This window comes from Pseudoxanthomonas koreensis, from assembly GCF_010093225.1.
GTDB classification, from domain to species: Bacteria; Pseudomonadota; Gammaproteobacteria; order Xanthomonadales; family Xanthomonadaceae; genus Pseudoxanthomonas; species Pseudoxanthomonas koreensis.
This window is the reverse complement of sequence record NZ_PDWM01000058.1, coordinates 1-13,843: the sequence shown is the minus strand read 5'-3', so window position 1 is coordinate 13,843 and position 13,843 is coordinate 1. Positions and strand designations below refer to the sequence as shown.

General features: G+C 70.5%; 10 protein-coding genes and 2 pseudogenes. 7 read left to right on the top strand and 5 right to left on the bottom strand.

Translation table 11 applies throughout. From position 1 onward, the window contains the following. On the top strand, positions 1-387 hold a 387-nt coding region (locus tag CSC64_RS13160), incomplete at its 5' end, for an integrase core domain-containing protein (RefSeq protein WP_162435785.1). A 495-nt stretch (positions 388-882) separates the two neighbouring features. Then, on the top strand, positions 883-2,991 hold the full coding sequence (locus tag CSC64_RS13155) for a peptidase domain-containing ABC transporter (protein WP_274381672.1): 2,109 nt from the start codon (positions 883-885) through the stop codon (positions 2,989-2,991). Between the two features lie 124 nt (positions 2,992-3,115). Here the strand turns inward: CSC64_RS13155 and CSC64_RS13150 are convergent, their stop codons facing one another. Then, a complete protein-coding gene (locus tag CSC64_RS13150; RefSeq protein ID WP_162435784.1) occupies positions 3,116-4,009 on the bottom strand; it encodes a LysR family transcriptional regulator in 894 nt (297 codons plus the stop codon). Positions 4,010-4,107: 98 nt separating this feature from the next. On the opposite strand from CSC64_RS13150, the gene trpB reads away from it, so the two are divergent. Both trpB and trpA read left to right on the top strand, forming a co-directional pair. Then, a complete protein-coding gene (trpB, locus tag CSC64_RS13145; protein ID WP_425501733.1) occupies positions 4,108-5,319 on the top strand; it encodes a tryptophan synthase subunit beta in 1,212 nt (403 codons plus the stop codon). After that, positions 5,316-6,119 (top strand): tryptophan synthase subunit alpha, encoded by an 804-nt coding sequence (gene trpA / locus CSC64_RS13140; RefSeq protein WP_162435783.1) that lies wholly within the window; start codon positions 5,316-5,318, stop codon positions 6,117-6,119. Before trpB ends, trpA begins: the two co-directional genes overlap by 4 nt. Positions 6,120-6,339: 220 nt before the next feature. Here trpA and CSC64_RS13135 read toward each other — a convergent pair whose 3' ends face one another. From CSC64_RS13135 to CSC64_RS13125, 3 genes and pseudogenes are all read right to left on the bottom strand, one after another. Further along, on the bottom strand, positions 6,340-6,855 hold the full coding sequence (locus tag CSC64_RS13135; protein WP_162435782.1) for a methylated-DNA--[protein]-cysteine S-methyltransferase: 516 nt from the start codon (positions 6,853-6,855) through the stop codon (positions 6,340-6,342). Continuing rightward, a pseudogene (locus tag CSC64_RS13130) lies at positions 6,852-8,384 on the bottom strand (DNA-3-methyladenine glycosylase 2 family protein). The gene CSC64_RS13135 and the pseudogene CSC64_RS13130 overlap by 4 nt, the downstream one beginning before the upstream one ends. Before the next feature lie 58 nt (positions 8,385-8,442). After that, the gene (locus CSC64_RS13125) at positions 8,443-9,717 is read right to left on the bottom strand and encodes an alkaline phosphatase family protein (RefSeq protein ID WP_162435781.1); all 1,275 of its coding nucleotides are present in this window, start codon (positions 9,715-9,717) and stop codon (positions 8,443-8,445) included. Positions 9,718-9,863: 146 nt separating this feature from the next. On the opposite strand from CSC64_RS13125, the gene CSC64_RS13120 reads away from it, so the two are divergent. Further along, positions 9,864-10,277, top strand: coding sequence for a hypothetical protein (locus CSC64_RS13120; RefSeq protein WP_162435780.1), 414 nt, complete (start codon positions 9,864-9,866; stop codon positions 10,275-10,277). Between the two features lie 115 nt (positions 10,278-10,392). After that, complete coding sequence (hutU, locus tag CSC64_RS13115) at positions 10,393-12,060, top strand: urocanate hydratase (RefSeq protein WP_162435779.1); 1,668 nt, start codon at positions 10,393-10,395, stop codon at positions 12,058-12,060. A 16-nt stretch (positions 12,061-12,076) separates the two neighbouring features. Here the strand turns inward: hutU and CSC64_RS13110 are convergent. Then, a pseudogene (locus CSC64_RS13110) lies at positions 12,077-13,074 on the bottom strand (integron integrase). Positions 13,075-13,245: 171 nt separating this feature from the next. Here CSC64_RS13110 and CSC64_RS13105 point away from each other — a divergent pair. After that, positions 13,246-13,722 (top strand): DUF4262 domain-containing protein, encoded by a 477-nt coding sequence (locus CSC64_RS13105; RefSeq protein WP_162435778.1) that lies wholly within the window; start codon positions 13,246-13,248, stop codon positions 13,720-13,722. The last annotated feature ends 121 nt before the right edge of the window (positions 13,723-13,843 follow it).

The following is a 13,843-nucleotide window of genomic DNA, read 5'->3' as shown; positions in this document are numbered from 1 at the left end:
CACGGCGTGGTGCGCATCCTGGAGCGCCTTGCGATCCAGCGCGGCCTGCCGGAGGTGATCCGCACCGACAACGGCAAGGAGTTCTGCGGCAAGGCGATGCTCCAGTGGGCGCACGCCCGGGGCGTTGCCCTGCGTCTCATCGAGCCGGGCAAGCCCAACCAGAACGCCTACATCGAGAGCTTCAACGGCCGCCTGCGCGACGAGTGCCTCAACGAGCACTGGTTCACCAGCCTGCTGCACGCCCGCACGGTCATCGAAACCTGGCGTCGCGAATACAACGAGGAGCGACCCAAGAAGGCAATCGGCGGGCTCACCCCGGAAGCCTATGCCAAAACCCTGACCATCTCGGATACCCTAACCGCGGACTCCAAAGCCGACCGCTACTGAAAGCGGGGGGACGTCGAGTTGAAGGAAAATGAAAGAACTGACTATGGAAGAGTCGAATGGCGTTGGGGGTGGTTTTCCTTTCGCTCCGATAATCACGGCTGTCATTGCGGCGGTTGCTGCTGGCGCTTATCTCGGTGAGCGAATGGCGGAGCGTGACAATCGGAATACCGATTCGTAAACGGGCAGTGTGCCGCTGGGCTGGGCCTGTGTCCTGCCCAGCGGCGTCCACGGGAAGAATCTGGAGGAGCCTTCGGTGAATAAATCAGGGAACAGGACGGCAAGGATCGTATTTGTCCTTGTTGTTGTCTTCATTGCAGCGTTTTTCTTCGGCCTTCATCTTGGTGCGAAGCTGGCGGAGCGGGACAACGCGGCCAGTACAGGTGTGCACCTGGGGACGGATGCGAATGGAAACGGGGGAAGGGCATCCGCTGCGCGTGACGCTGGATGTGCATGCAGTGCTGCGTCTCGTGACATCGCATGAATCGGGAGTAATCCTTGCCGCGGCCCATTCTCCAGTCCGAAGCCTCCGAGTGTGGCCTGGCGACCATCGCCATGGTCGCGGCGGCCCATGGCGCGAGCATCGCGTTGCCCGAGATGCGCCGCCGCTTCCCGCTGTCGCTCAAGGGTGCCAGGCTCGACCAGCTGATCGGCACCGCCCAGCGGTTGGGCTTCGGCACGCGCGCGTTGCGGCTGGAGATGGAGGACTTGGGCAAGCTGCGGCTGCCATGCATCCTGCACTGGGATTTCAATCATTTCGTGGTCCTGGCCAGGGTCGGCAAGGGCAGGGCCACGATCCTGGATCCGGCCGTCGGCGAGCGGCGGCTGCCGCTGGCGGAGGTGTCAGGGCACTTCACCGGGGTGGCGCTGGAGCTGGCGCCATCGGCGGAATTCAAGCCGCAGAAGGCCGCGCCCGGCCTCTCCGTGCGCCAGCTGACCGGTCCGGTGCGCGGTCTGTGGCGCGCGCTGGCGCAGATCCTGCTGCTGTCGGTCGCGCTGCAGGTGTTCGTGGTGCTGGCCCCGTTCTTCATGCAATGGGTGGTGGACCAGGTGCTGGTCTCGGCCGACCGCGACCTGTTGACCGTGCTCGGCCTGGGCTTCGGCCTGGCGCTGCTGCTGCAGGTCGGCATCGGCCTGCTGCGCGGCTGGTCGGTGGTGTACCTGTCCACGCGGCTGGGGCTGCAGTGGATGGGCAATGTCTTCGCCCACGCGCTGCGCCTGCCGCTGGACTTCTTCCAGAAGCGGCACCTGGGCGACATCACTTCGCGCATGGACTCGGTGCAGGCGATCCAGCACACCCTCACCACCAGTTTCGTCGAGGCGCTCATCGACGGGCTGATGGCGGTGGTGACCCTGGGCCTGATGCTGCTCTACAGCTGGAAGCTGGCGCTGGTGACGCTGCTGGCGGTGGCCCTGTACCTGGGCATCCGTGCGCTGGCCTACCGGCCGGTGCGCGACCGCACCGAGCAGCAGCTGGTGGCGGCGGCGAAGCAGCACAGCCACCTGCTCGAATCGCTACGCGGGATGCAGAGCCTGAAGGTCGCCGGGCAGGAGCCGCAGCGGCGCGCCACCTACGAGAACCTGATGGTCGACACGGTCAACCACGAGGTGCGGCTGGCGCGGATGGGCCTGGGCTTCGGTGGCGCCAGCCAGCTGGTGTTCGGCATCGAGCGCATCGCGGTGATCTGGATCGGCGCGACGCTGGCCCTGCAGAACGTGTTCTCGGTGGGCATGCTGATCGCCTACCTGGCCTACAAGGACCAGTTCGCGGGGCGCATGGCGGCGCTGATCGACAAGTGGGTCGAATTCCGGATGCTGCGCCTGCACGGCGAACGCCTGGCCGACATCGTGTTGACGGCGCCGGAGGACGAGGGTGTGCACCCGGAACTGCCACCGCCGCCGGATACGCGGATCGAAGTGGAGGGCCTGTCGTTCCGCTACGGCGACGGTGAGCCGTGGGTGCTGAAGGACTGCAGCTTCAGCATCGCGCCGGGCGAATCGGTGGCGGTGGTGGGCGCGTCCGGTTGCGGCAAGACCACTCTGGTCAAGCTGCTGCTGGGGCTGCTGCGGCCGAGCGAGGGGCGGATCTGCATCGGCGGCTACGATCTGGAGAAGGTGGGTGCGCGCAACGTGCGCGCGATCGTCGGGGCGGTGATGCAGGACGACCAGCTGTTCGCCGGCAGCATCGCCGACAACATCGGCTTCTTCGACAGCGTGCACGACCAGGCGCGGATCGAGGCGGCCGCGCGCCTGGCCGCGGTCCACGACGACATCGCGGCGATGCCGATGGGCTACCACGGCCTGATCGGCGACATGGGCAGTTCGCTGTCCGGCGGGCAGAAGCAGCGCATCCTGCTGGCCCGCGCGCTGTATCGGCGGCCGAAGCTGCTGTTCCTGGACGAGGCCACCAGCCACCTGGACGTGGGCAACGAGCGCCTGGTGAACGACGCGGTGAAGGGCCTGGCGCTGACCCGGGTGATCGTGGCCCACCGCCCGGAAACCATCGCCAGCGCCGACCGCGTGCTGGTGATGGAGCAGGGCCGGATCGTGCAGCAGCTGCGCCAGCGCCCCGCGGCAGCCTCCGCGGCATCAATCCAGCCCTTGTAGGAGCCCACTTCAGGGGGCGACCCGACGCCGTCTGCAAGCATCCACGCTTAACGCGACTCCTCCGAGGGTGCGCGTTGAATACAGCGCCTTCCGACGGCCTCGGGTCGCCCCCTGAAGTGGGCTCCTACAGAGGCGCCTGCAGTTGCCGCCGCAGCCAGCCGGCCAGCGCTTCGATGCGTGGATCCTCGCGGTCGCGCGCGCTGCACAGCACCCACTGGCCGCCGGTGTCGTGGAAGCCCCAGGGCGCGGCGAGGCGGCCGTCGTCGATGTCGGCCTGCACCAGTTCCTGCGGCGCGATGGCCACGCCCAGTCCGGCGATGGCCGCCTCCAGCAGGTAGGTGAGGTGGTCGAAGCCCGTGCCCATCCGCGCCGCGCTGCCGGCCAGGCCGCGGGCGGCCAGCCAGCGCGGCCAGGCCTGCGGCCGCGAGGTCGTGTGCAGCAGCGGTTCGTCGAGCAGCGCCTCCACGCCGCCGCTGCACAGCAGGTGGTAGCGCGGATGGCGCGGACCGAGCACCGGCCCGATCCGTTCCGGCGCCAGCGCGTGCACCTGCCATTGCGCCGGCCAGGGCGCCTCGCCCAGCAGCAGGGCCGCGTCGAGGCCGGGCAGGGCGGGGTCGAACGCGCGTTCCTGCGCCGACAGGTGCAGGGTCAGCCCGGGCAGATCGTTCGCCAGCCGCTCCATGCGCGGGATGAACCAGCGCGCAAGCAGGCTGCCGGGGCAGCCGAGCACCAGTGCCGCCGCCGAAGGGCCGCGGCGCAGGCCGGCCCACGCCGATTGCAGCGAGGCGAACGCGTCGCCCGCCGCGTCGCGCAGGCGCAGCCCGGCGGCGGTCAGGACCAGGCCGCGGCCCTCGCGCACGAACAGCGGCGTGCCCAGCGCTTCCTCCAGGGTGCGGACGTGGCGGCTGACCGCACCATGGGTGACATGCAGTTCGTCCGCCGCGCGGCTCACGCTGCCCAGGCGGGCGGCGGCCTCGAAGGCACGCAGGGCGTTGAGCGGCGGCAGCTGGCGCGTCATCCTGTGACTATAACTCACAGGTAGGCCAGTTTATTTCGATGTATGGCCAGGCATCCGTGCGCTAACCTGACGACATCGATCCGCCGGAACCCGTCCTGATGGCCGCCCCCACCGACTACCACGCCTGGCCCGACGCCACCGGCCATTTCGGCCGCCACGGTGGCCGCTTCGTCGCCGAGACCCTGATCGGGCCGCTGCAGGAACTGGCCGCCGCCTACGATGCCGCGCGGGTCGATCCGGCCTTCGTCGCGGCCTTCAACAAGGACCTCAAGCACTACGTCGGCCGGCCCAGCCCGATCTACCACGCCGAGCGGCTGAGCCGCGAGACCGGCGGCGCGCAGATCCTGCTCAAGCGCGAGGACCTCAACCACACCGGCGCGCACAAGATCAACAACACCATCGGCCAGGCGCTGCTGGCCGCGCGCATGGGCAAGAAGCGGATCATCGCCGAGACCGGCGCCGGCCAGCATGGCGTGGCCAGCGCGACGGTGGCCACGCGCCTGGGCCTGGAATGCGTGGTCTACATGGGCGCCACCGACATCGAGCGGCAGAAGATCAATGTCTACCGGATGAAGCTGCTTGGCGCGACCGTGGTCCCGGTGACCTCCGGCTCGGCCACGCTCAAGGACGCGCTCAACGAGGCCATGCGCGACTGGGTGACCAACGTGCAGGACACGTTCTACATCATCGGCACGGTGGCCGGCCCGGACCCGTACCCGCGCATGGTGCGCGACTTCAACGCCGTGGTCGGGCGCGAGGCGAGGGCGCAGATGCTGGCCGACTACGGCCGCCTGCCCGACGCGATCACCGCCTGCGTCGGCGGCGGCAGCAATGCGATCGGGCTGTTCCATGCCTTCCTCAACGATGCATCGGTGCGCATCGTCGGCGCCGAAGCGGCGGGCGAGGGCATCGAGACCGGGCGCCACGCTTCCTCGCTGTCGGCCGGCCGGGTCGGCGTGCTGCACGGCAATCGCACCTACGTGATCTGCGACGACGATGGCCAGATCATCGAGACCCATTCGATCTCCGCCGGCCTGGACTATCCGGGCGTCGGCCCCGAGCACGCGTTCCTGAAGGACAGCGGCCGCGCCGAATACGTCGGCGTCACCGACGCCGAAGCGCTGGCCGCCTTCCACACGCTTACCCGCACCGAAGGCATCCTGCCTGCGCTCGAATCCAGCCACGCGGTCGCCCACGCGATCAAGCTGGCGCGCGAACTGCCGAAGGACGCACTGGTGCTGTGCAACCTCTCCGGCCGCGGCGACAAGGACGTGCACACCATCGCCGCGCGCGAGGGGATCGAACTGTGAACCGCTTCGAGAACACATTCGCGCGACTGCGCAACGACGGCCGCAAGGCGCTGATCCCGTTCTTCACCGCCGGCGACCCGTCGCTGGAGGCGACCGTGCCGGTGATGCATGCGCTCGTCGCCGCTGGCGCCGACGTCATCGAACTGGGCGTGGCCTTCTCCGACCCAATGGCCGACGGCCCGGTGATCCAGCGCAGTTCCGAACGCGCGCTGGCGCGCGGCGCCGGTACCGGCTACGTATTCGACTGCGTGCGCCGCTTCCGCGAACGCGATGGCGACACTCCGGTGGTGCTGATGGGCTATCTCAATCCGGTGGAAATCCGCGGCGCGGCGCGCTTCGCCACCGAGGCGGTGGCCGCCGGCGTGGACGGCGTGCTGCTGGTGGACCTGCCGCCGGAAGAGGCGGCCGGGTTCCAGGCCGCGTTCGACCAGGCCGGGCTGGCGCTGGTGATGCTGGCCTCGCCGACCACCCCGGCCGCGCGCGCGGCGATGCTGTGCGCGAATGCGCAGGGCTACCTGTACTACGTCAGCTACGCCGGGGTGACCGGCGCCGACCACCTGGACACCGCCGCCGCCGGCCGGCGCCTGCAGGAACTGCGCGCGTCGGCGCGGGTGCCGGTGGTGGCCGGCTTCGGCATCCGGGACGCGGCCAGCGCCGCGGCGATGGCGGCCGACGCCGATGGCGTGGTGGTGGGTAGCGCGCTGGTGTCGGAGATGGCCGGGGCCACGAGTGCCGAAGATGCCGCTGTGCGTGCGAAGGCGTTCCTGGCGCCGCTGCGGCAGGCCATCGACGCGGGGTGATCAACCGCCGGCGTGCTGTACCCACCGCCGCAGCGGCCCATTGTAGGAGCCCACTTCAGGGGGCGACCCGACGAACCCGTGAGACGCCGCGTTCAACGCGGGATCTCCGGATGGATCGCGATGACCGCGGCATTGCTCCGGCGTCGTCGGGTCGCCCCCTGAAGTGGGCTCCTACAGGAGAGCGTGCAGGAGGTGCAGTCCGTCGTTGTAGCCGCGTCCATCAGCCGAACAGATCCGGCGCCGCGGCTTCCCGCGGCAGCGCGCCTTCCAGTTCCAGCAGGAAGCGCTTGGTCGGCAGGCCGCCGCCGAAGCCGGTGAGCGAGCCGTCGGCGCCGATCACGCGGTGGCAGGGCAGCACGATCGGTAGCGGGTTGCGGCCGTTCGCGGCGCCGACCGCGCGGGTGGCCGCGGGCCGGTCCACGCGCGCGGCCAGTTGCGCGTAGCTGGCGGTTTCGCCGTAGGGAATCGACGCCAGCGCGAACCACACCTGGCGCTGGAACGCGGTGCCGCGCGGCGCCAGCGGCAGATCGAAAGCGTGCCGCGTGCCGGCGAAATACTCCTCAAGCTGCGCCTGCGCCCGCTGCAGCAGCGGGTGGTCGCCCTCGCGCCAGTCGCGGTCGCGCCGTACAGGATGGCGGTTGGCGGGGAACTCGACCGCATGCAGGCCGGCATCGGAGGCGGCCACGGTCAGGGTGCCGACCGGGCTGTCGATGCGGCGGAAGAAGATCGTGCTCATCGTTGCTTCTCCACGGGAGCGGGCGATGCCATCGCATCGCGCCAGAGATGGATCACCGCGTACGCGCGCCACGGGCGCCACGCCTCGGCGTGGTCGCGCAGGCGCCGTTCGGTGAGGCGCGTGCCGTCGCCCGGCAGCGCCTTCTGCAGCACCAGGTCGCCGGCCGGGAACGCATCGGGATGGCCGAGCGCGCGCAATGCCAGGTACTGCGCGGTCCACGCACCCACGCCGGGCAGCGCGCTCCACGCGGCGACGAATTCGTCCAGGGTCTGTTCGGGAGCGAAGCCGACCCGCCCCTCGAGCAGCGCCCGGGCGATGCCACGCACGCTGGACGCGCGCGCGCCGGTGAGGCCCAGTCCGTCGAGGTCGCCGTCGGCCAGCGCCGCCGGCGTGGGGAACAGGTGGCTCAGCCCGGGCAGCGACGTGGCCGCCAGCGCGTGGCCATGGCGCTGCGCCAGGCGCGCGGCCAGCGTGCGCGCGGCGGCCACGCTGACCTGCTGGCCGAGCACCGCGCGCACTGCGATCTCGAACCCGTCCCAGCCGCTGGGCAGGCGCAGGCCGGGGCGTTTGCGCAGAAGCGGGCGCAGGCGCGGATCGGGCGACAGTGCCGCGGCGATCGCGTCCGGGTCGGCATCCAGGTCGAACATGCGCCGCACGCGCTGGACGATGCCGGCCAGCTGCGCCGGCGCGGCGCCGTGCAATTCCAGCCGCAGCGCGTGCACGCGCGCGCCGCCGCGGCCACCGGGCCAGGCGCCGACCCGCAGCCAGCCCGGCGCCTGCGGCGTGCCGATCGGGCGCGCTTAGCTGCGTGCGTCGACGGTCTCGACGCCGGGCAGGGCGCGGCCACGCAGGAACTCCAGCATCGCCGCGAAGTCGTACGGCGGCCGGTAGCCCAGCCGCAGCACCAGCGGCCGCGCCGGATCGGCGGTGGCCCCCCCCGCCCCGCGGCTGCGGCGCCGGTCGCGCGGGGCCCTGCGGTAGGCGTCGAGGAACGCGGCATTGAACCGGCGCAGGCTGGAGAAGCCGGCCGCCAGCGCCACCTCGGGGACCGGCAGCGCGGTCTCGGGCAGCAGCTGCTTGGCGAACAGCAGCCGGCGGGTGCCATGCACGCCACCCGGCGCCGCTCCGAGGCGTTCGACGAACAGCCGCCGCAGCTGGCGTTCGCCCAGGTGCACGCGCGCGGCCAGGTCGGACAACGGGCGCTCGGCAAGGAAACCCTGGTCGATCAGCTTGAGCGCGCGGGCCACGGTCTCGTCGCCGCGGCGCCAGGCGCCTTCGCCCGGTGCCAGCTCCGGCCGGCAGCGCAGGCAGGGGCGGAACCCGGCCGCTTCGGCGGCCGCGGCGCTGGGGTAGTAGCCGACGTTCGCCTGCTTTGCCGGCGGCGCCGGGCCCACCGGCCGGCAATAGATGCCGGGGCTGCGCACGCCGGTGAAGAACAGTCCGTCGAAGCGCGCGTCGCGGCTCAGCCGCGCGCGTTCGCAGACGCGCGGGTCGGGCAGGGCGGTAGTAGCGGTGGTGCGGGACTGCATGGCTGCAGGCTAGCACCGCGGGCCGGTGCGGACTGGCCATTTTCGGACATCGATGCCGTCATTGCGAAGCCGGCGCCGCCACCGGCACCGCCAGCGCCGGCAACAGCGTGCGCGGGTCGCCGTCGTTGGGCGCTGGCGGGATGCCCAGCAGCTGGGCCAGCAGCGGATACACGTCGACGTTGTCGAACGGCGGCAGCACCATCCCCTCGCGGAACGAAGGGCCGGCGGCGACGAACACCGCGCGCATCGACGGCAGCTCCGGATCGAAACCATGCGATCCGCGTGGGCCGGCCTCGCGCCGGTGCGCCAGGTACGCGCGCGGCAGCGCGTCCCAGCCCTCGTGCATCTGGCAGACGATCGGCGGGATGCGCGGATGGCTGCCGTAATGCCAGCGTGCCGGCAGCTCGCCCTTGCGCCAGCAGTCGAAGCGCTCGTGCGCGCCGAGCAGCCGGCGTTCGACCGCGTCGGCCTGGCCTGGCAACGGTTCGATGCCCACCACCTGGCCGATGCTGACCACGCGCGCCTGCTCCGGCGCGACCATGTCCTCCACCGCGACCTGGTGGTCGGGCGCGACCGCGGCCATGCCGTGGTCGGAGACCACGACGATGTCGATCCCGCCGGGCAGGTCGAGCGCGGCCAGGCCGTCGAACAGGTGGCCGAGCGCGGCGTCGGTCTCGCGGATCGCCGCGCGCACCTGGGCCGATGCCGGGCCATGCGCGTGGCCGGCGCTGTCGACCGCATCGAAGTACAGCGTCACCAGTCGCGGCCGGGTCGCGGCCGGTTCGGCCAGCCAGGCCAGCACCTGGTCGGCGCGCGCCTGCGACGGCATCGCCGCATCGAACGGCATCCAGCGTTGCGGGTGCAGGCCCTGGATCGGCGCCTCGCTGCCCGGCCAGAACATCGTCGCCGCGCCCAGCCCGGCCTTGCGCGCGCCGTTCCACAGCGGTTCGCCGCCCCACCAGCGCGCCTCGCCCACCGCCTCGCGGTCGCTCAGCTTGAATCCGCCCAGTTCCGGGTCGTGCATCGTGTTGTGGACGATGCCGTGGTGGTCCGGGCGCAGGCCGGTGACCAGGGTGTAGTGGTTGGGGAAGGTCAGCACCGGGTACGAGGGCCGCATCCAACGCGCGCGTACGCCGCCGGCGGCCAGGCGATCGAGGTTGGGCGTATCGCCGCGGCCCAGCGCATCGGCGCGCAGGCCGTCGATGGAGACCAGCAGCAGCGCTGCCGGCGGGGCGTCGGCGACAGGGGGAGTGGAGCGGGGAGCCGGCGCCGAACAGGCGCACAGTGGCAACAGCAGGACGAGGCAGGCGATGCGGAACAGGCGTAAGGACATTGCGCAGGGAGGCCGGAACGATGGCCACAGCTTGGCAGACCGGCGCGTCCGGCGCATGACAGGTTGCCTTCCACCCCGCTGACGCGTGCCTGAAGGGGCGCCGCGCATCCACGGTGGCGGCGGCATGCGCGGCCTATAGTCGGTGCATGCACCGCCGTTCGCCCCTGTCACTGTTGCTCGTGCTCGCCCTTGCCGGCACCGCGCACGCACAGTCCGTGCAACCGAATCGCTACGGTCCGCCGCCGCCCGCGGTGGGCAGCGACGCCTACCAGCGCCAACAGCAGGCCAGCCAGGTGCAGCAGCGGCAGCAGCGCGAGGCCACCCAGCGCGCCTCGCGCGACCAGTACGCCATCGCCCTCGATGCCAACCGCCGCCGGCTGGAAGCCGACCGCGCCCATACCGAACGCCGCCGCGCCGCCGCGGCCAGCCCGGCCGAATCCGAGCGCCTGCGCCAGGACTTCGAGCAGCGCCGCCAGGCCTACGAACGCGAGCGCGAGGAACTGGAGCGGCAGCGGGCACAAGCCGGGGCACGACTGGAGCCGAGCCCCGAGCCGCGCTGACGGTGCAGGTCGCGCCGGTCCGCGTCGAACCGGCCAGGCCCGCAAGACAGCAGGCACGGGACCGCCTCACCGCCACCCCTGCGATAATGCCGGCCTGTCCTTCGAGGTCCCCGGCATGTCCGACCCGCGCCACGATCCCTCCCGCGTGATCCGCGCCCCGCGCGGCGCGCAACTCAACTGCCGCAGCTGGCTCACCGAAGCCCCGTTCCGCATGCTGCAGAACAACCTGGACCCGGACGTGGCCGAGCGCCCGGAGGACCTGGTGGTGTACGGCGGCATCGGCCGCGCCGCGCGCGACTGGGCCAGCTACGACGCGATCCTGGCCACGCTGAAGGAACTGGGCGACGACGAGACCCTGCTGGTGCAGTCGGGCAAGCCGGTGGGCGTGTTCCCGACCCACCCCGACGCCCCGCGCGTGCTGCTGGCCAATTCCAACCTGGTGCCGCACTGGGCCACGGGGGAACACTTCAACGAGCTCGACCGCAAGGGCCTGATGATGTACGGGCAGATGACCGCCGGCTCGTGGATCTACATCGGTTCGCAGGGGATCGTGCAGGGCACCTACGAGACCTTCGTGGAGATGGGCCGCCAGCACTACGGCGGCGAGCTCAAGGGCCGCTGGATCCTCACCGCCGGCCTGGGCGGCATGGGTGGCGCGCAGCCGCTGGCCGCCTCGCTGGCCGGCGCCTGCTCGCTGACCATCGAATGCCAGCAGAGCCGGATCGATTTCCGCCTGCGCACGCGCTACGTGGACGAGCAGGCGACCGATCTCGACGATGCGCTGGCGCGGATCGCCAGGTACACCGCGGCCGGCGAGGCGAAATCCATCGCGCTGCTCGGCAACGCCGCCGAAGTGCTGCCGGAGCTGGTGAAGCGCGGCGTGCGCCCGGACTGCGTCACCGACCAGACCAGCGCCCACGACCCGGTGCACGGCTACTTGCCCATCGGCTGGAGCGTGGAGCGGTGGCTGGCCGCGCAGAAGGACGACCCGGAGCAGGTGCGCGACGCGGCCAAGGCCTCGATGCGCACCCACGTCGAGGCGATGCTGGCCTTCCACGCGCAGGGCATCCCGACCGTGGACTACGGCAACAACATCCGGCAGATGGCCAAGGACGAAGGCTGCGCGAATGCGTTCGACTTCCCCGGCTTCGTCCCGGCCTACGTGCGGCCGCTGTTCTGCCGCGGCATCGGCCCGTTCCGCTGGGTCGCGCTGAGCGGCGACCCGGAGGACATCTACCGGACCGACGCGAAGGTCAAGGAACTGATCCCGGACGATGCGCACCTGCACCGCTGGCTGGACATGGCGCGCGAGCGGATCGACTTCCAGGGCCTGCCCGCGCGGATCTGCTGGGTCGGCCTGGGCCTGCGCCACAAACTGGGCCTGGCGTTCAACGAGATGGTGCGCAACGGCGAGCTGAAGGCGCCGGTGGTGATCGGCCGCGACCATCTCGATTCGGGCAGCGTGGCCTCGCCGAACCGCGAGACCGAGGCGATGGCCGACGGCAGCGACGCGGTGTCCGACTGGCCGCTGCTCAACGCCATGCTCAACGTCGCCGGCGGCGCCACCTGGGTGTCGCTGCACCATGGCGGCGGCGTGGGCATGGGCTACAGCCAGCACAGCGGCGTGGTCATCGTCTGCGACGGCAGCGAGGCCGCCGACCGGCGCATCGCCCGGGTGCTGTGGAACGACCCGGGCACCGGGGTGATGCGCCATGCCGATGCCGGCTACGAGATCGCCAGGCAGTGCGCGAAGGAGCAGGGGCTGAAGCTGCCGATGGGCTGACGCCCGCGTGCCGGCCTCAGCGGTCCAGCGGGCTGAGCACCCCGTGCGCGCCGCGGTTGAGCACGTGGGTGTAGATCTGGGTGGTGGCCACGTCCTTGTGGCCGAGCAGTTCCTGCACGGTGCGGATGTCGGCGCCGGCCTCCAGCAGATGGGTGGCGAAGCAGTGGCGCAGCGTATGCGGCGTCACCGGCCGGTCGAAGCCTGCCTCGAGTGCGGCGCGCCGCACCACCTTCTGCAGCACCTTCTCGTCGATGTGGTGGCGCCGTCGCGCGGGTCCACCGAGAGACGCGTGGCCGGGAACACGTATTGCCAGGCCGGCTCGGCCGCCGCGTTCGGATACTTGCGCGCCAGCGCGTGCGGCAGGTGCACGCGGCCCAGCCCGCAGGCCAGGTCGCGCGCGTGCAGCACGCGCACCTCGGCCAGCTGTCGCGCCAGCCCCTCGCGCAGCGCGGCGGGCAGCACCGTCATCCGGTCCTTGCCGCCCTTGCCGTCGCGCACGACCAGCTCATTGCGCTCCCGGCCCACGTCCTTCACCCGCAGGCGCGCGCATTCCATCAGGCGCAGCCCGCTGCCGTAGAGCAGGCCGGCCATCAACGCCTCGCGCCCGGCCAGGCGTTCCAGCAGCCGCCCGACCTGGGCGCGTGAGAGCACCACCGGCAACCGCTGCGGCCGCTTGGCCCGGACCACGTTCTCCATCCATGGCAGGTCCACGCCCAGCACTTCCCGATACAGGAACAGCAGCGCCGACAGCGCCTGGTTCTGGGTGCTGGCGGCGACATGGTCGCGGGTGGCCAGGCGGGTGAGGAAGGCCTCCACGGCCGCCCCGTCGAGCTCGCGCGGATGCCGGGGCAGGTTGGCCCGGATATACCGGCGTGCCCAGTAGAGATAGGCCTGCTCGGTACGTAGGCTGTAGTGCTTGAGCCGCATCCGCGCCCGAATCTGGTCGAGCAACCGCGGCTCGCGTGCCTGCGCTACACCCCCTGATACCGGGGGCTGCCCACCGTCATAAGACATATCGGGGCCTCCTTGCCGTCGATATGGGGATGCTGGGGGTTACCCCGAAAGCGCGGTCATAGGATAAAGCCGTGAACTGGTTGGGATTTTTCCGCGTTGACGACTATCCGGCCTCCACGCAAACTCCGGCTACGCCCCGGGGAGGGGTCTACTGGTAGTTAGGCACCACACATGACATTTCCGCTGCCCAATAATTCCTATGAAGAATCCGTGCTCCGAAACATTGAGCAGTACGGGTGGCACTTCACTCATGTCTTCGGAGACGATAAGGGGCCGTCTTTTTCTTACTCGGTCGGCCTGAAATTTTCATACAACCACCCCGAGATCATCCTGTTCGGCCTACCGCAGAAAGCGGCACATGGCTTGGTCAGCCTGATCGCCGAACGAGCAGCAAGCAGTGATCCTATAGACCTTGCTAAACCGAGCGACGAAATTATTCAGGGTTACCCGTGCGTCTTCGTTGAAGCTAGTCAGGCCAACCGGCAGGAGTACGCACTTTCCAATTGCTGGTTGTATCAAGGCGATGACTTCTCCTTGCATCAGCTCGTCTGGCCATCCGAGGAAGGCTTTTTCCCATGGCACCCTGGCGCGCACGAGAGCTTCCGTCGGTCTCAGCCGGTTATCGGAGGTATCCGCAGTGGTGCCTAACAATTCCGTAAGGAACTCCCCGTCAACTCCATGCACGAGCCGCTCTTGCCTGTAGCTTTCGGGCGATAGCTGCCTTCTTGCTTGTTCCGCGTGTTGCGTACTGCGTGTCAGCGTAAGCAGC